The 18,153-nt window shown below is 70.6% G+C and carries 14 protein-coding genes; 8 read left to right on the forward strand and 6 right to left on the reverse strand.

Annotated elements, in window-relative coordinates; translation table 11 throughout:
- Positions 1-201 precede the first annotated feature (201 nt).
- The gene (locus GFH48_RS02215) at positions 202-1,056 is read right to left on the reverse strand and encodes an NAD-dependent epimerase/dehydratase family protein (protein ID WP_153286603.1); all 855 of its coding nucleotides are present in this window, start codon (positions 1,054-1,056) and stop codon (positions 202-204) included.
- Between the two features lie 127 nt (positions 1,057-1,183).
- Here GFH48_RS02215 and GFH48_RS02220 point away from each other — a divergent pair, with 127 nt between their 5' ends.
- Entirely contained in the window at positions 1,184-2,014 is an 831-nt protein-coding gene (locus GFH48_RS02220; protein ID WP_153286604.1) for a helix-turn-helix transcriptional regulator, read from the forward strand.
- 169 nt (positions 2,015-2,183) lie between these two features.
- Here GFH48_RS02220 and GFH48_RS02230 read toward each other — a convergent pair whose 3' ends face one another.
- Positions 2,184-3,092, reverse strand: coding sequence for an NAD(P)-dependent oxidoreductase (locus GFH48_RS02230; RefSeq protein WP_153286606.1), 909 nt, complete (start codon positions 3,090-3,092; stop codon positions 2,184-2,186).
- Positions 3,093-3,185: 93 nt separating this feature from the next.
- Complete coding sequence (locus GFH48_RS02235) at positions 3,186-4,568, reverse strand: NADP-dependent succinic semialdehyde dehydrogenase (protein ID WP_153286607.1); 1,383 nt, start codon at positions 4,566-4,568, stop codon at positions 3,186-3,188.
- A 453-nt stretch (positions 4,569-5,021) separates the two neighbouring features.
- Here GFH48_RS02235 and GFH48_RS02240 point away from each other — a divergent pair, with 453 nt between their 5' ends.
- A complete protein-coding gene (locus GFH48_RS02240; protein ID WP_153286608.1) occupies positions 5,022-5,864 on the forward strand; it encodes an alpha/beta fold hydrolase in 843 nt (280 codons plus the stop codon).
- A gap of 238 nt (positions 5,865-6,102) precedes the next feature.
- Positions 6,103-6,666: a DUF3293 domain-containing protein gene (locus tag GFH48_RS02245; RefSeq protein ID WP_153286609.1), complete on the forward strand. Its 564-nt coding sequence runs from the start codon at positions 6,103-6,105 to the stop codon at positions 6,664-6,666.
- A gap of 31 nt (positions 6,667-6,697) precedes the next feature.
- On the opposite strand, the gene GFH48_RS02250 is transcribed toward GFH48_RS02245, so the two are convergent.
- Together GFH48_RS02250 and GFH48_RS02255 are read right to left on the reverse strand one after the other, a co-directional pair.
- Complete coding sequence (locus GFH48_RS02250) at positions 6,698-9,475, reverse strand: ADP-ribosylglycohydrolase family protein (protein WP_153286610.1); 2,778 nt, start codon at positions 9,473-9,475, stop codon at positions 6,698-6,700.
- Between the two features lie 335 nt (positions 9,476-9,810).
- Entirely contained in the window at positions 9,811-10,791 is a 981-nt protein-coding gene (locus GFH48_RS02255) for a threonine ammonia-lyase (RefSeq protein WP_153292682.1), read from the reverse strand.
- A 668-nt stretch (positions 10,792-11,459) separates the two neighbouring features.
- Between GFH48_RS02255 and paaI the strand changes: the two genes are divergently transcribed.
- From paaI to GFH48_RS02280, 5 genes are all read left to right on the forward strand, one after another.
- Complete coding sequence (paaI, locus tag GFH48_RS02260) at positions 11,460-11,837, forward strand: hydroxyphenylacetyl-CoA thioesterase PaaI (protein ID WP_153286611.1); 378 nt, start codon at positions 11,460-11,462, stop codon at positions 11,835-11,837.
- 490 nt (positions 11,838-12,327) lie between these two features.
- The gene (locus GFH48_RS02265) at positions 12,328-12,975 is read left to right on the forward strand and encodes a hypothetical protein (RefSeq protein WP_153286612.1); all 648 of its coding nucleotides are present in this window, start codon (positions 12,328-12,330) and stop codon (positions 12,973-12,975) included.
- Positions 12,976-13,120: 145 nt separating this feature from the next.
- On the forward strand, positions 13,121-13,846 hold the full coding sequence (locus tag GFH48_RS02270) for a TetR/AcrR family transcriptional regulator (protein WP_153286613.1): 726 nt from the start codon (positions 13,121-13,123) through the stop codon (positions 13,844-13,846).
- 16 nt (positions 13,847-13,862) lie between these two features.
- Positions 13,863-16,316: a SpoIIE family protein phosphatase gene (locus GFH48_RS02275; protein ID WP_153286614.1), complete on the forward strand. Its 2,454-nt coding sequence runs from the start codon at positions 13,863-13,865 to the stop codon at positions 16,314-16,316.
- An 813-nt stretch (positions 16,317-17,129) separates the two neighbouring features.
- A complete protein-coding gene (locus GFH48_RS02280; RefSeq protein ID WP_153286615.1) occupies positions 17,130-17,423 on the forward strand; it encodes a hypothetical protein in 294 nt (97 codons plus the stop codon).
- A 407-nt stretch (positions 17,424-17,830) separates the two neighbouring features.
- On the opposite strand, the gene GFH48_RS02285 is transcribed toward GFH48_RS02280, so the two are convergent.
- On the reverse strand, positions 17,831-18,076 hold the full coding sequence (locus GFH48_RS02285; RefSeq protein ID WP_153286616.1) for a hypothetical protein: 246 nt from the start codon (positions 18,074-18,076) through the stop codon (positions 17,831-17,833).
- Between the last annotated feature and the right edge of the window lie 77 nt (positions 18,077-18,153).

Consider the following 18,153-nt stretch of genomic DNA (forward strand, 5'->3'; position numbering starts at 1 on the left):
CAACGGGCCAACGGGCCAACGGGCCAACGGGCCAACGTGCCGCTTCATCGCCGTGGAAGCTGGTGGGCCGCCGCTCCCAGGGGCCCGGTCAGGCGACTGCCCCGCCCTGCGTCCTCCGTGCGGAGGGGTACTGCAGGGGTCCTCCGTCCATCATCGCGGAACCGACCGGGTGCGGCCTTCACCTCCGTTCCGCGGCCCCGATCACAGCAACCCCGCCTCCCGCGCCGTCCACACCGACGGGACCAGTGGGCGGTAGCCCAGTTCGTGCCGGATGCGGGTCGTCGACATCACGCTGTGCCACGGGTCGGCGGCTTCCTTGTCGTACGCCTCCTGCGGCACCGGCAGACCGTGGAGGTCGAAGAGGTCGACCGTGGTCACGGGGGCCTCGTCGGCGATGTTGTAGACGCCGTGCGCCCCGGGTGAGTACAGCAGCCGCGTGAGGCCCTGCGCGACATCCACGTGGTGGCCCATGTGCAGGCGCTGCATGGCGGGCCAGTTCGGCGCCCACTCCATCACATCGACCAGGTGCGGATCTCCGTCGCCGTACACGAACGGCAACCGTCCGATGCGGAGGTCGTCGAGCCCCTCCAAGTCCCCGAGCGCACGCTCCGCCTCCCACTTGGACTCGGGGTAGGCGCCCCAGAGATGTGCTCCCGGTATCGTCTCGTCGCTCTCGACCAGCGCCCTGCCCCGCCCCGCGCCGTACACGAGTCCGGTGCTGACCTGCACGAACCGCCGCACACCGGAGGCCACGGCGGCCCGCCCGAGCTCGACGGCCGCGTCCCGGTTGACCGCCCGCGCCTCGTCGTCCGGCACCCCGCGGAACGCGGCGGCGACGTTCACCACCGCGTCCGCGCCGGCCGTCGCCTTGCCGAGCACCTCCGCGTCACGCAGATCGCCGACCACCACCTGGGCGCCGAGCCCGGCGAACGTCCCGCCGCGCGCCGCGTCCCGTACCAGGACCCGCACCTCGTCACCGGGCGCCGCGCTCTGCAGCAGCCTCGGCACGAACCGCCGCCCGACCTGGCCCGTCGCTCCTGTCACCAATATCAGCATGGCCGCCTCCTCGTCGTCGTAGCCATGTCCGAAGCGTGCGCGAACGACGGCGGTGGCGGGAGAGACGCGGTTATCCAGGGACCGGCTCTCCCTGGATACACGTCCGGACCCGGAGGATCCTGGGTTCATGGACCGAACCGGACTCGCCGACTACCTGCGCCGCGCCCGTGCCCGCCTGACCCCCTCCGACGTGGGCCTGAACGCCGGCCCGCGACGCCGTACCCCGGGTCTGCGCCGCGAGGAGGTGGCGCAGCTCGCCGGGATGTCCACGGACTACTACACGCGCCTCGAACAGCGCCGCGGCTCCCACCCCTCGCGGCAGATGCTCACCGCGCTCGCCCGCGCCCTGCGGCTCACGGACGTCGAGCGCGACCACCTGTTCCACCTCGCGGGCGAGGAACCGCCCCGGCCCGGCGGCTCCTCGGACCACGTCCGCCCGGGGCTGCTGCTGATCCTGGACCGGCTGCACGACCTTCCGGCGTCGGTGCTGAGCGACTGGGGCGAGGTGCTCGCGCAGAACACGATGGCGGTGGCTCTGACCGGAGACCACGCCGGGGCGAATCTCATTCGCCGCTGGTTCATGGAGCCCGGCACTCGAAATCTGGCCCCGCCCGAAAATCACGAGCAGCACGGCCGCGCCCATGTGGCAAGCCTGCGGACGGTCACCACGGCCCGCCCCGACGACCCGGGCCCGGCCGCTCTCCTTTCCGAACTCCGCTCCAGGTCGAGGGAGTTCGAGGCGCTGTGGGCGGAGCACGATGTCGTGGTGCGCCGCCCGTCGCCGAAGCGGTTCGTGCATCCGGTCGTCGGTGTCCTCGACCTCGACTGCGAGGTGCTGCTCAGCGACGGCCACAGTCAGCAGCTCATCGTGCACTCCGCCCGACCCGGCACGCCTACGTACGAACGGCTCGAACTGCTGCGGGTCGTCGGCCTTCAGAACCTGGCCCCCAGCCGGTAAGGCGGTCATGTGTGTCGGGAGGGTCAGTCGTCCGGGGGCCGGTCGAGTGTGAGGTCCCGGACCGCTCGCGGACGCCCTTGTCCGCACGCGGCACGCGGCACGCGGCACGCGGCACGCGGCACGCGGCACGCGGCACGCGGCACGCGGCAGGCGCCGAGGAAGTATCCGGTCAGGACGCGGCCTGGCGAGATGTGCGGTAGGTCGCGGCGACGTCCGCGCGCCCGAGTCCGTCGTCGGCGGCGCGGTGAAGACGTTCGCACACGACCTCCGCGATGCCCAGATGCAGGCCGGCGGCACGGGCGGTGTCGGTGATCAGGCCGGCGTCCTTGGCCGCCGCTTCGAGAGGGAACGAGGGGGTGTCGAGGTCGTCGTCGATCATCTTCGGACCCTTGCTCTGCACGTACGGGCTGTTGAGGCCGCTGCCGTCGATGACGTCGATGACCAGGCGCGGGTCCACTCCGAGGGTGTCGGCGAGAGTGAGCGACTCCGCGATACCCTCCACCGTCGTCAGGACCCAGGCGTTGTAGGCGAGTTTGAGGCTGCTCGGTTGACCGACCTCGTCGAGCCACACGGTGCGTGCGCCCACCGCGTCCAGGACCGGTCGCACCTCTTCGCGTGCCTCCTGCTGGGGAGAGGCCGCCAGCACGGTCAAAGTGCCGGCCACGGCCGGTTCCTTGGTGCCGAGGAGGGGGGCCTCGACATACGGGACGTTCAACCGGGCCGCCTGTTCCGCGAGATGACGGCCCCCTTCCGGGGAGACCGTGCACGTCTGCACCCACACCGGGTGGCCGTCCAGGACGTCACGGGCCTGGTCCATCACGCCTGCGACCACCTTCTCGTTCGCGAGCGCGGTCAGTACGACGTCGGCGCCGCGGCAGGCTTCGGCGGGCGTGTCGCACACCTCGGCGCCGGCGTCGGCCAGCGGTTCGGCGGCGGCGCGGTTGCGATTCCACGCGCGCAGGCCCAGTCCCGCGGCGGCGATGTTGCGCGCCATGGCCTTCCCCATGGTGCCCGTCCCGAGTACCGCGACCACGGGCTCTCCCTGTCCGGACGCCGGCTTCCGGTTCGCTCCGCTCATCGTCGCGCCTCCAAGCACTCGGTCGGCGGCGCGCGCCGCGGGAGCCTATGCGCGCGTGCCAGTGGTGTCGACTGCCGCGCGGTACGCACGGGTTCAGGCGTCCTGGCCGATCCAGACGGTCTTGGCGTTCATGAACTCCCGCATGCCGAGGTCGGACAGTTCGCGTCCGTAGCCACTGCGCTTGACACCGCCGAAGGGGATTTCGGGATAACTGGTCGTGTTGCCGTTGATGAAGGCCATGCCCGACTGCACGTCGCGGACGAACAGTTCACGTTCGGCCTCGTCCTCGCTCCACAGGTTCGACCCGAGCCCGTAGGGGTGCCCGTTGGCCTCGTGGAGGGCCTCCTCCAGGGAGGGGACCGTCCACACCTGTGCCACGGGACCGAAGACCTCCTCGTGATACATCCGCATCTCCGGGGTGACGTCGGTCAGCACAGTGGGCGGGTAGAACCAACCGGGCCCGTCCGGGCGTTGGCCGCCCAGCAGCACCGTCGCGCCCTTGCCGACGGCGTCGTCGACGTAGGACTCCACATCCCGCCGGCCGGACTCGGTGGCCAGCGGACCGACGTCCGTGCCCGCGTCCATCGGGTCGCCCACCACCAACGCGCCCATTTTCGCGACGAACATCTCGATGAACGCGTCGCCGATGTCCTGGTGAACGAAGAACCGCTTGCCGTTGATACAGGACTGACCGTTGTTCAGACACCGTGCCCTGACCGCGACATCGGTGGCCCGCTCCAGGTTCGTGGACGGCATCACGATGAACGGGTCGGACCCGCCGAGTTCGAGAACCACCTTCTTGATCTCGTCGCCGGCGATGGTGGCCACCGACCGTCCCGCCGGTTCGCTGCCCGTCAGGGTCGCGGCCGCCACCCTCGGGTCGCGCAGCACCTGCTCCACCCTCCCCGCCGAGATCAGCAGAGTCTGGAACACGTCGTCCGGGAAGCCCGCGTCACGGAAGAGTTCCTCCAGGTACAAGGCACACTGTGGGACGTTCGAGGCGTGCTTGAGCAGGCCCACGTTCCCCGCCATCAGAGCGGGCGCCGCGAACCGCATGGCCTGCCACAACGGCAGGTTCCAGGGCATCACCGCGAGTACCACACCGATCGGCTGGTACGAGACGAACGTCTGCTTCGCGTGCACGCGACCGGCGTCACCCTCCATGTCCCGCAGGAACACGGGCCCCTGGGTGGCGTAGAACCGCAGCCCGTGCACGCACTTGACCACTTCCTCCTCAGCCGCACGGAAGGTCTTCCCCATCTCCGTGGTGATCATCTGGCTGACGCTCTCGATCTCCTTCTCCAGGCGTTCGGCCGCGTGTTGCAGCCATCCCGCCCGTTCCTCGACGCTCGTCAACCGGTACGAGGCGGCCGCGGCCGCCGCCCGGGCGAGCTTGTCCTCCAGTTCCTCAGGAGTCAGTTCGTCGAACCTCCTGAGGACCTCACCTGTCACGGGACTCGTCGTTGTAATAGCCATGGTTCGACGATATGACCGCACCAGAGGGCCCGCAATTCACCCATTTGCCCTCTTGTTCGAGATGTGCTTGCGGTGACACCGGTCATCAGGATCCACACCCTCCGCCTCCGCCGGAGATCCGCGTTTCAACGGTGCCGGCCCGTCGAGCGGCAGGACCGCCCGATGCCGATCTCCAACACGACACCGGATGCACGAGATGCGCAGACATGCGACCCTTGATATACGCGACATACGGCAGGGCGCGGACCGGCGATTTCCCCGCGTGTTCCTTTCCCGCGTGCGCATTCACGCGAGCGCTTTCACGCGAGCACAACGCAGCCGGCCGTATGCGCCGTCGCGACACACGAACGCGGCGACCACGGTCGGCGCCGTCCACGGCGCACGATCCCTACTCCGCTCGTTCGCTCGCCGCCAAGGCCGAGCGCGCCTTGCACGCCGAGGAAGTGGAAGCACATGGCCACCTCTGCGATCTTCACCTCAGGTGTGGGCAGACTCGTCCTCGGAGCGGCTGTGCTCTCCGCCCTGACCCTGGTGCCGGCTCACGCCGCGGACGATCTCGGCAGGGCGCCGGGTGGGCAGAAGCCGACCGTGGTACTCGTGCACGGGGCCTTCGCCGACGGGTCCAGCTGGAACGGAGTGGTACAGCGCTTGCAGCAGGACGGTTATCAGGTCATCGCTCCGCCCAATACGCTGCGCGGCCTACCGCAGGACTCGACGTACTTGAACAGTCTCCTGAAGACCATCAAGGGGCCGGTCGTCCTCGTCGGACACTCCTACGGCGGCGAGGTGATCTCGCAGGCGGCGTCGGGGCTCGACAACGTCAAGGCACTCGTGTACGTCAACGCGATCATGCCCGACAAGGGTGAGTCGTTCGCCGGCCTCTCCGCCAAGTTCCCGGCCGCACCGCTCGCCAAGGCGCTCAGACAGGTCCCGTTCCGCAACGGCGACGGCACCACGGGCACGGACCTGTACATCCAGCCCTCGAAGCTCCACGCGACCTTCGCGCAGGACCTCTCGCGGCAGCAGGCGTCCGTGATGGCGGCGACGCAGCGCCCGATCGCACAGTCGGCGTTCACCGACAAGCTCACCGCGGCGGCCTGGCGGGACAAGCCGGTCTACGTACTCGTCGGCACGCAGGACCGGGCCATCAACCCGAACCTCGAGCGCTTCGAGGCCAAGCGCGCGCACGCGCGCAAGACGGTGGAGATCAACGCCTCGCACGTGTCCTTGATCTCCCAACCCCAGGCGGTCACGGACCTCATCGTGAGCGCGGCCCATGACTCGGGTCACCAGTGAGCGGTCCTGACGAAGGCGCCCTTACGGTCGTGCAGTTGGCGGCCGCCCGGCACCGTGCGGTGGGTTCAGCACGCAAGCCCCTTCTCTGGGGAACGACTTCTGGACTTCGCGCGGAGCCGTGTGGCAACATCACGTCCATCAGGTGATCAACACCTGGTAATTGAGGTCGTCCCGCGTCAGCGGGCGCGCAGATCTCCCTGCCGGCCGGTAAGGGGGTCCCCTTTCGAAGGAGACTCCTGTGCCTGCCGTTTCTCATTTCGCCGAGCCCACGCAGTGGCCGAACTATCTGCGCGCGGTCGTGGACATCGCCTTCCCCGCGTACAGCGTTCGTGTTGCGCCGGGACCTCTGGACGGCGTAGAGGGTCTGCCGTATCCGCTCGACAGCGCGCACACGATCCACATCGTCACCGCTTTCAATCCCCACGGACGCCACACCACCGCGCGGGCCAATCTCCGAGCACAGCATGAGTTGCTGCACAACATCGGTCTGCGTGGACTGCGGTGGTGGCCGGCCGTCGGAGGCGACCCGGTCGGCACCCACGCGGAAATCAGCGCAGCCGTCGTCGGCCTGGACGACGCCCGGGCCCGGTCTCTGGGCCGACGGTTCGGCCAGGACGCCGTGTTCGCGTGGTCACCGAGCTCATGGCGACTCCTGGCCTGCGCCGACACGGCCCACGACACGGTCCTCACCGGCCGGCACGCCGACCTCCTCACCCCACCACCCCACCGGTTCCGCCGCCAGGAAGCCGTCTCTGTTCCCAGGAGACACCTTTCGGGTGCCGCCTCGACACCCTCCGGCTGACCCCGGCGACGTCGTCGAGGCGGGCGGCGCGTCACCACGCGGGGTAACGGTCCAACCAGTACGGGTCCCAGCCACCGTGGTACTCGCCACCGCCGGGTGAGTCGGTGAACTGGGCCACGAGGTCGCGGGCCAGAGTGTCGGCGACCCAGGCCAGTTCGTGGCGGCTGACCAGGTCGACGGGCAGTGCCTCGACGCCGTGCACCGCCCCGAGCAGTGCGCCGGTCACACAGGCGACCGAGTCACCGTCCGGCGCCATGGCGGCGAAGCGCAGCGCGTCGTGCACCTGGGCCGGTTCGGGGAAGGAGGCGGCCACATACAGGCCGCCGAGCAGGGCCGAGGGCGCGGTGGCGTCCGGCGCGAGTCCTGCGAGGCGTCCCGCGTCCGCGGGCCGCTCCTCGGCCTCTCGCAACGCCGCTCGAAGCCGGCCTCTTTCATCAGCGGTCAGGCCGCGATCGGCGTCAGGGAGGGCGTCTAGACCGTCCAGCAGGGCTTGCCGCACCTGCGACTGCCCGCCGAGCCGGTCCACCCGCGTCGGCGGACCGCTGGTCAGGCAATGGCTGACCAGCACGGCCGCATGGGCCGCCGCGGCCTGCGCCTCCGGGTCGCCGTGCGTGAGCGCGGCGACCTCTCGCGCCAACTTGGCCGACCGCGCGGGGTCTTGCGCGGCTCCGACAACAGCGACGGGAAGGGTACGGGTGAGCGCGTGACAGCCCCGACTCGTCGTAGACATCCCCAAGTTGCCGTGCTCGGTCTTCGACAGGGCCGTCACGGTCGCCGGTGCCGAACCGCGCCGCTGTGCCAGCACGGGCACCTGGGCGAGCCAGCCGTCCGGCCATGCCCTGTCGCCGTGGGCCCAGCGCCGCCGCATCCGCTCGACCTCGATCCCCTGCAGGGCCGCCCACCGGCAGTAGGCGTGCCACACCACGGACGGCGGATGGCAGATGCCCTTGTGGTTGCCGCGCACGCCGGCACGGATCGCGCCCTCGGCGGTGAAGCAGGCCAACTGGGTGCTGACCCCGGCTCGCAGCGGGCCGTCCGCCGACAGTTCGCCCCGGGCCGCACCCAGTGTGTCTCCCAGCGCCAGGCCCAGCATCATCCCGCGCACCCGCGACGCCGCCCGCTTCTCGTTCAGGAACTCCCTTTGCCTCTCCGGCTCCTCCTCAGGAACCAGGTCCAGTTCCTCCTCACTCTGCTCGGCAGGCGCCCGGTCCCGGTCCCGCGGCGCGACGCGGTGGGCCAGGACCGGTCCGGCCGTGGTCGGATCAGTTCCCGCGACGCCCGGACCGGTCGGCTGCGAGCCTCCCGCGCGCCCGGTGGTCAGCTCGTGCACCGCCTCGCGCATCTGCGGGTGGGCATCGAGATACCAGCCACTGGTCAGCACCCGGCGCAGGTCGTTCAGAGCCGTCCGGGATTCGGTGCCGGTGGCCAGGTGGCTGTAGACCGCGGCGACGGCCGGGGTGCGGCTCTGCCCGGCAAAGCAGTGGAGCAGGACCCGCTTGCCCTCCTGACGCAACCGCAGCACGTGGCGGGCGGCCTGATCCAGGACGTAGTGAAGGTTGGCGTTCGCCCCCTGGCTGTCCACCAGCCACACGCGGATGTGTTCTACGTCGGTGCCCTGCAGGATCGGATCCGTGCCGGTTCGGCACAGCGAGACCACGGCTTCGACAGGGACCGGCCCGGCGCCCTGGGCCAGCGCCAGGTTGCCGAGCACCACCCCGGGGTCGTGCGGGTGGGGCACGGCGAAGCCACGATGGCCGCCGACGGACATACGGGGTGCCGAGGGCCAGCCCTGGGCGTCGTCACCCCCGCCCCGGGCCGTGCGCACCGCCAGTCGGACCAGGTCGGCTGCGGCGAGGCCGGGCCAACCGTGCACAACCCGCTGCCACTCCAACGGGATACCGGAGCACCCCCAGCGCGCGCCGAGAAGGGCGCCCGCGATCGCCGCGACGGTGTCCGTGTCCGTCCCGGCCCGCACCGCCGCCTCCAGGGCGAGGCCGAAGTGCTGCGCGGGGAAACTGCGTTCGGCGGGGTTCGACTCGGGGACAGCCGTGCGCGTGATCGCCGACCATGCGGCCTGAAGGGCGTGAACGACCCAGCCGTTGTGGGCGAAATGATGCGGCGGATCGGCCTCCGCCTGGTCCAGCCGCTCGGCCCAGACCGCGCGACGCTCGGTGGGGATCAGGTCCAGGCCGGCCCGCACGCCGTCGAAGGTTCCGTGCAGCACCGCGGTGCGGATACCGGAGCACCACAGCACACAGGCATCGGCGCAGTCCGGATCCGGGTGGGTGAGCGCGCTGACGGCGATGGCGGCCTCGGCCATCTCGGCAACGTCGCCGAGGTGGGCGAGGGCGACCACGCCGGTGCGCATCAACGAGCCGTTCCCCGCGCTGCGGTCGTTGCCGGCGGTGAAGCTGCCGGCGGCGGCCAGCATCGCCGCGCCCGGTTCCGCGGAGGCGCCGCCCGCGGCGCCCAGGACGGCGCGGGTCTGGGAGCCGACGTCACTGGCGCCACCGCTGAGCCAGCCCTGGAAGTTGACGGCGATCGCGTCAAGGGCCTCCGGCGTCCGCAGATCCGCTCCGTCGGCCGCGACCTCGGCGACGCAGACCTGCATCTGGGTGTCGTCGGAGTACTCGCCGGGCTCGTACGGCCCCAGGCCGCCACCGATCATGCGCGGCCGCTGGTCCTCGCGCAGCGTCGCCTGGAACTCGTAGGGCACGCCCAACGCGTCGCCCACGGCCGCGCCGAGCAGTACACCGGCGGCCCGGTCGGTGGCCCGTGCGTCCAGGCGGGGCTGCGGGGCATGAGCCATGCGAACTCCATGAGGCGCTGTGGCGTGCGGATGACGGACCAGACGGGTAAGGGCGTGAAGGCAGCGGTCCCGGGCGGAATCAACCGGGACGACGCGGACACTGAATGCTGAAAAAGTGCCGCTCATCAGCACATCGACGCTTCGTCAGTCTGGCACCGCATCCCACTTATCGTCAATGGGACGAGAGTGAAGGTTCACCAAGGCGGGTACCTCGAACCGCGCGATCCACGGAGCGCGCGATCCACGGAGCGCGCGAGTGCGCGCCGAGCACCAGCCCTCCTGGGAGGTGTTGAGGGGGTTGCGCCGCTCCCGACTCCTCGGGCGGGGAGTAGCCGTCAACGCCCGCGGACGGGATCCACACCCACCCAGTGGCGATAGGCGTCCACGTCGACGTTGCTTCCGCACACGATCGTGGCCACGTGTCGACCGGCGAAGCGGTCCCGGTCTTCGAGGATCGCCGCGATGCCGAGCGCCGCCGACGGTTCGACGACGAGGCCGGCGTGATCGAGGAGCATCCGCATACCGGCGGTGATCGACGACTCCCGAACCAGGACGGCGTCGTCAGCGACGACCAGGAGGTCGTGCAGGACGGCCGGGATGGGACGCCGGCCGGCGACGCCGTCGGCAATGGTGTCGGTCGAGTCGGTGGTGACGACGCGCCGCCCGCGCCACGAGCGTGTCATCGCCGGTGCGCCCAGCGGCTGGACGCAGATCACCTCGACTTCGGGTGCCGCGGCCTTCACCACATGACCCACGCCGGTGGCCAGCGCACCGCCGCCGAGAGCGATCAGGACGGTGTCGAACGACGGTACGGTGTCGACCAGTTCCAGGCCTATGGTCGCCGCGCCCTCGCAGGTCTCGATGTCCAGGCTGTCTTCGAGCAGCCGGATGCCGTCGTACCGCGCGATGGCCGCCGCCCGCTCGCGAGCCATCTCGTGGTCTCCGTCCACCAGTTCCAGACCGGCGCCCAGCGCGCGGATGCGGTCGAGCTTGGCCGCGGTCGCGAAGCGGGACGCCACGACAGTCACCTCGAGTCCCCGGCCGCGACCGGACCAAGCGAGCGCCTGGCCGAGGTTGCCCGCGCTGGCGCACACCACGTCTCGCGAGCCATTCGCAGCGAGCAGACTCGCGACGACCTCGGTACCGCGGGCCTTGAAACTGCGTACCGGATTCGCCGTTTCGAGCTTGATGCTCACCTCGCACCCGAGGCCGGGCTCCAGCGCCTCACAGCGATACAGCGGAGTGTCGAGGAAAACCGGGTCGATGACCCGGCGTGCTGCCCGGATCCGGGAAGTGTCGAGACGCGTCTTCTGCACGGCACAGCAGCCTAACGTGAGCAATTGCCCACATCCCATGGACCGACAGGGCAGTTCAGGTCGCCTGGGCTTCAGGGCGATCGACGAGGTGTCCGCGGGCGAATCGGGCTCCGTCATGAGCCGGGCCGAACCGCGGATGCCCCGACGGTGACCGGCCTGCGTGACGCCCTCGACTGCCTTTACGGGGCGCCTTTTCCCCAAGTAGCCACCCAACGGGGCGAGTCACACCATCGTGGTCCACGCGACAGCGCCAGGGTCCAGGCAGACTCTGGCCCGCACGGCCGGGGAGCCGCGTCCGGCAGCCCGGTCGATCGCCTGGTCCACCATCGGCTCGGGCCTGGCCGGCGACACCACCCGTCACTGAGTTCGCAGTCCCCCGTAGAGTCGCCGCCGGGCCGGTGTGCGTTCCGGCGGAGGCGATTACCTCGACTACCTCGACGTCGGTGTTCTGTGCTCAGGAGGAGATGGTGTTGTCGGTTGCCAGACCCCCGGACGGCCACGTTCATTCGCCTGTCGAGGGTCGCGGACCGTCCTGACTCACCCGTGCGTGGAAGGCCACGTCGACCGCATCGAATCGACCGCCGGCGGCACCCCGGCGACACCCCGGAGGTACCCCTGTGACAGAGACCCCTGGTGAGCGTACTGCGCGTACTGATCCCGCACGCGCGATGTTCGAGGCCGACCCCGCCTCCCGTGGTCTGGGCATGGAACTGCTGGAGGCGGCGGGCGGGTCGGCGGTGGTCCGCATGACCGTGACCGCCGAGATGGTCAACGGCCACGGCATCGCCCACGGCGGTTACGTCTTCACCCTCGCCGACACGGCGTTCGCGTGCGCCTGCAACAGTTACGGCCCGGTGACCGTGGCCGCGGGCGCGGACATCTCCTTCACGGCTCCCGCCCAGGAGGGTGACGTGTTGACCGCGACCGCCCACGAGCGCACCCGGTACGGCCGTAGCGGGATCTACGACGTGACCGTCATGCGCGGCGAGACCGTCATCGCCGAGTTCCGCGGACGCAGCCGGGTCATCAAGGACACCTCGGAGTAGGCGGCGATTTCGGCCCGGGACGACAGCCGCCGGGTGTCTCCCGCTCACCGACGGCCCGCGAACCGGCGGGACGGCCTCGTCTCGTCGTCGTCGGCAGTGACGGTGCGTGGCGACCAAGCGGCCAGGTGAGCCCATCAGCAGGGCGGCCGCGGGGTAGCCATGGGGATCCGTCACGCACGCCGGCTCGTCGCGCCCCCGGTCCGGGATGCCGTCCATGCGCACATCGACGTGCCCGGTGCCGGCCGGGGCACAGAGGTCCGCCCCGGCGGTCATGGCGCAGCGGAGAGCGGTAGCTCAGCCGTTGTCCAACCCGCGTTCCGCGGCAGGCGCCCGGCCGCCCTCCGACCGCCTTCCGCGGGCGGTGCGTCCCATCACCCCAAGATCCCCAGCTACTACGCTTCGTAATTGACAATTGCGCTGGGTAATTGCTGGGCGGATTTTCCAGCCCGTCGTAGACAACAGAGGAAGAGTCATACGTATCCGCTTCGTCATGCCCGCCCTCGCGGCCGCGGCCGCGCCCACCGGCACGGCGTTCACGTTCACCGCTCCGACCGCGGCGGCGGGTTCCACGGTCCCGCACGAGCCGACCTACGGCAGCAAGATCCTGCTGCGGAACCAGTACCTGGGAGACAGTGGCTACCTGGACACCAACGGCCTGTCCGGTCAGCATGGCGCCGCGTACGACGTGAGCACCGACCAGACCCCCAACAGCCGCGGCCCCAAGACCTCGGCCTGGAAGGTCGTCTCGGCCACCGGCAAGGCCGACGGGAGCCGCGTCACCAGCGGCGACGTCGTCCACCTCGTCAACCAGTACTCCAGTGGCACCTGCCTGGACACCAACGGGCGCTCCGCCCGCTCCGGCGCCAAGTTCGACGTGTCGACCACGGCCGACGGGAACCGCGGCCGGGGCACCAGCAAGTGGCACATCTTCGGCAAGGCGCCCTCCCCCTCCGACGGCCACCTCCGCACCGACGACGTCGTGAACCTGCTCAACGACTACGGCTCCGCGAACGGCGGGTTCCTCGACGTCAACGGCCTGTCCAGCCGGCAGGGCGGCGCCAAGTACGACGTGTCCACCAGCCACTACAGCGACCGCGGCCCGGGCACCGGCTCCTGGAAGGTCCGTCAGGCCTCCTGATTCCCGGCTCCCGCGCCACCCCGCCGGTCCCGCGCCGTCGCGTGGGACCGGCAGTTCACCGAGACCCGCCCGACGTTGCCGTCACCCGAGGCCAGGGGCTTATCAACGTTACGTGAAAATATCACAACAGTGATAAATTGGACAGATGCAAGATCGGGCCGTACGTACCCAGCAACGGGTTCTGCGCGCCGCCGCGGAGCTCCTGAGCTCTCAAGGACGTGCGGGCGTTTCGACGCGCGCCGTCAGCGCGGCGGCCGGCGTGCAGCCGCCGACTCTGTACCGGCTGTTCGGGGACAAGGACGGGCTGCTCGACGCCCTCGCGGCGTACGGTTTCGAGCAGTATCTGCGCGAGAAACAGGCCCTCGACCAGACCGACGAACCCCTCGACGACCTGCGCCGGTCCTGGGACCTGCACGTCGAATTCGGTCTGTCGCGCCCGGGGTTCTACGTGCTGATGTACGGCGAAGGCCGCTACCGCGGCGGAATACCGGGCGGACTCGAGACCATCGCGATCCTCCGCCGGACCCTTGCCCGGGTGGCCGCGACCGGGCGGCTTCGTATGAGCGTGGAGCGGGCCACGCAACTCGTCCACGCCATGGGCCTGGGTGTGGTGCTGTCCCTCATCGCCACGCCTCCTTCCGAGCGGGATGCGAGCCTGTCGACGACGGCCCGCGAACACGCACTGCGAATGATCACCACCGCGAGCGCCGTCGAGGAGGAGAGCGCGGACGTGGCATGCCGAGCCGTGTCCCTGCGCGAGGCGTTGTCCCGGAGCGGCACCACCGCGATGACACCGTCCGAACGCGCACTCCTGGCGGATTGGCTAGACCGCCTCGCCGACGGGAATCCCGCCGCCCGGTCGACCCCCTGAAGGAAGGACGGCGCCGATGGCCAGAGCCAGGGACACGATGCCGCACGCCGGGCAAGAAGCCGGGCACACGGTCGACACGGCCACGGCGGTGGTGGACGCGCACGGCGTGGTCGTCGCGTGGGGCCGGGAGGCCGAGCGGCTCAGCGGCTTTCCGGCCGCCGAGGCGATCGGACTGTTCGCCGGGCGGCTCCTGGTGGACCCGGAAGTGGTCCTCAGAGCACCCGCCTTCACCGATCGCCGCCGCTGGGCGGACGGTTGGACCGGGATCGTCGGGCTCCACCGCCGCGACGGCACCCCGCTGGACGTGTACCTGCGGGTCTCCCCCCTCACGGAGCGGGACGGCGGAGTGCGGTGGCTGGTCACCGCGACCGAGATGACGGCAGTTCCCTCCTGGCCGATGAACGGGGCCGGGGTGCGGGCGCTCCTCACCGGGGCGCCGATCGGGATCGCCGTGCGCGACACCGACTTGCGGTGCACCTGGGTCAATGACGCGCTGGCTCTCCAGGACGGCATCCCCCGCGAGAAGAGGCTCGGGCGCCGGCTGACGGAGGTGCTGCCGGGGCCCGAGGCCGAGTCCGTCGAGGCGGTGATGCGGCTGGTCCTGCAGAGCGGGAAGCCGCAGGTCGACCACGAATACCGCGCGTGGATGCCGGCGAAACCACAGCAGGAACACGCGTTCTCGACCTCGTTCTTCCGTCTCGACGACGCCGACGGGCGCACCCTGGGGATATGCGCCATGAGCGTCGACGTGACGGACCGGCAGCGGGCCCGCGAGCGTCTGGCCGTGCTCAGCGAGGCCAGCACCCGGATCGGCACCACGTTGGAGGTGATGAGAACCGGGCAGGAACTCGCCGACCTGGCCGTGGCCCGCATCGCGGACTACGTCACCGTGGACCTGGCGGAGTCCGTCACGCAGGGCGAGGACTCCCTGGCCCGGCTCGGCTCGACGAACGGCCACGTCCCCGCGTTCCGTCGGGCGGGGGTCGCCTCGATTCGCGAGGGCGTTCCGGAGTCGCTCTGGTCACGCGGCGAGACCGTGCCCGTACCGGCCCCTTCCCCGTTCACGGAGGTCCTGGCCTCGGGCGAATCCCATCTCGAACCTGTGCTGGACACCTCGCGAGGCACCTGGCTGGACCGGGACCACGAACGGCTGGACAAGATACGCAGGTACGGAATGCACTCGCTGATGATCGTGCCGATCCACGCGCGTGGTGCGGTGCTGGGCGTGGCGGTCTTCGTCCGCGTGGGTGACTCCCTGCCCTTCGAGGCGGACGACCTGCGGTTGGCCGAGGAACTCGTCGCGCGTGCAGCCCTGTCCCTGGAGAACGCCCGCCGCTACGTACGCGAACGCGCCGCGGCCCTCGTCCTTCAGCGCAACCTGCTGCCAGGCAGGCTCATCGGCGGGGTGGCCGTCGACGTGGCGTCCCACTACGTTCCCGCCGACACGCAACACGGCGTGGGCGGCGACTGGTTCGACGTCATCCCGCTCTCCGGCGCCCGGGTCGCCCTGGTCGTGGGCGATGTGGTCGGCCACGGCATCAACGCCGCGGCGACCATGGGCCGTCTGCGGGCCGCGGTGCACACACTCGCCAACATGGACCTGTGCCCGGACGAGTTGCTGGCACATCTCGACGACACCATCTCGCGGCTCGACGTGGAGGACGGCGGCATCCCGGAACGCGCCGCCGCGGAGTCGGGCGCCACCTGCCTGTACGCCGTGTACGACCCGGCCACGCGACGTTGCACGATGGCGCGGGCGGGCCACCCGCCGCCCGTGGTCATCTCGCCCGAGGGCCAGGTCTCGATCCCCGACCTCCCTGCCGGTCTGCCGCTCGGTGTCGGGCAGGCGTCCTTCGAGGCGGTGGAGGTGGAACTGCCCGAGGGCTGTGTCGTCGCCTTCTACACCGACGGGCTCGTGGAGACCCGGGACCAGGACATCGACGCCGGGATAAGCCGCCTGGGCGCCGTCCTGGCACGACCGGACCGACCTTTGGACGAGCTCTGCACGGCCGCGTTCGACACCCTGGCGGCCAGAGCGCTGGAGGACGACGCCACCCTGCTCCTGGCCCGGCCGCACGCGCTGATGCCGTCACAGATCGCCACCTGGGACCTGCCGAACGATCCGGTCGTCGTCGCGCACGCCCGGAACCTGGCCACCACACAGCTGACCGGATGGGGACTGGAGGCGCTGACCGCCACCACGGAACTCATCGTCAGCGAGCTGGTCACCAACGCCGTACGACACGGTGCCGGCCCCATCACCCTTCGCCTCATCCGCCACGAGGTGCTGGTGTGCGAGGTAACCGACACCAGCGATTCCGTCCCACGTCTGCGCCATGCCCGTCCGACGGACGAGGGCGGCCGCGGTCTCTTTCTCGTCGGGCAGATGTCCAGTCGCCGAGGCACCCGCCACTCCCCCACCGGCAAGACCGTCTGGGCCGAACAGGAGATCAACGTGCCCCTCCCCTGAGGACCCGACCCCGCCGGACCAACCGCGTTTGCGTGACAGGAAGTTCAGCACTTGGCGCCGCGTCCCGCGGTCGAGACCGCCGTGGCGGGCATCAGGGCACCGGCGCCCAGCCGGTGGCATATTCACCGACCGCCCCCACGCTGAGCACCGACCAGGTGGGTTCCGCCCAGGTGGGTTCCGCCCAGCACGACCGCGCGCCCCACGCCGAACCCACGGGCACGATCAGGGCCGCGTGGACGCATGTTCGGGGGCTGACGCCTGATCCTCGCATTCATGCTCCGCCGGACGGCGGGTGACAGGCCGGTGTCCGGCATCAGGTCACCCTCGCCGGCGCCGCCTCGGAGCGCGACTGGACAGGACGCATACTGCCGGCACGGGGTGGGCGACCTGGGGGGACCAATGGGGGCTGGACGGGTCGCACGGCTGACGGCACGCGGCGTGGTCTTCCTCGCCCTCGCCGCTTGTACCAGTGGGGAACACGGGCAGGGCTCCCGCCCTGGCACCGTCCCACTCCGCTCGTCGTCTCCGGCGACGCCGACAGCGGTCGCGGGGCCGGCCCGTCCGCTGGGGGCGGCGGCACGGCTCGGGCCGGCGGACATTACCTGGCCGACCTGATCAACAGCACGGCCCTCCCCGGTGAATACCCCAGACCGCCACGGGAGGCGGTGGTGGTCGTCCACCGGGGCCGTGGGGGCAGCAGGCACTTCGGGTGGATCTCGGGCGACAGCTACTGCCTCGGCCACAGCTTCCAGGGGGCGCACTCGATCACCTGCGGCCTCTACGACGACGACACCGCCACTCTCGTCGCCACCGGTGCGGACTACGCCCCCGCGCGCGGTCGGCCGGCTGCACGGGTTCACCGACCGCTTGCCGTCACAGGACGCACCCAACCAGTACTACTACACGTTCGCCGTCGTCATCGACGACGCCGGTCCGTTCCGCCTCACCGGCGACGACCACCGAGGCGTCCTCTACCAGGCCAGAGCCGTACTGAAACCGGACCGCGCAGTCACCTTCGTGGAGTGGGGCTCCTACGGTCCCGAGATACCGCCGCACGCCAAGATCTGCAGCTCCTCCAGCCACCGCTGCCTCACCGACGCCGACTGACGGACGGCCCCGGATCCATGTGGCCGCGCCCAGCCCGCCAGTCCAACACGCCGTGCCCCAGGCTGTGGAATCGACGAGCGGTCACGGCCTGGCGAGACGCGCCGCGGTCAGCGACTCCGGATGGCTCCACGGCGCCGCTCCGAGGACGGCGGAGGCGGCGAGAAGGTGTCCTCGTCCTCGTTCAGTGGCGGCAGCTCAACCGTGTACTGCGGCTGGAGGAACAGATCACGATGCTGCGGCGCGGCAGGCACGTCGGACTTGTTCCGCTCGGGTCGGGCAGAATCGGGGCTGGGCGAGAGAGCAGCCATACACAACCATCCAGAGTTGAGGGTCGCACGGGTCCGGAGCAGCGCTGGAGACCGGTGAGAATCTGCGTCTCACTCCCCCGTGTGCCAGTCCATTAGATCCTATTGGCGGCAGCACGGTGTCAGCGCGACGACGAGGAGCACGCGGAGGCGGATCGGTTCGGCCGCCCGCGCCCCCTTCTCCCGTGCGACCAGCATACTGTTGGTTCGCAGGAACGCGTTGGCCCGCTCTTCGACCTCGGCGGCATCCGGGCCGGTGACCCCGGACGATCCCAGCCGGTGGGCGTTGGCCCTGGCGGGGCCGGGCGTGTCGTTCGTCCGCCGGCGGGCGGCGATCGGTGTCCTCATGAATGAGCCGGTTGCGGCGAGCCGGATACGGAATCCACGACGACCAGCGTTCCTGACGGGCTTCAGCAGTACGCGAG

The sequence above is a fragment of the Streptomyces fagopyri genome, from assembly GCF_009498275.1.
GTDB lineage: Bacteria > Actinomycetota > Actinomycetes > Streptomycetales > Streptomycetaceae > Streptomyces > Streptomyces fagopyri.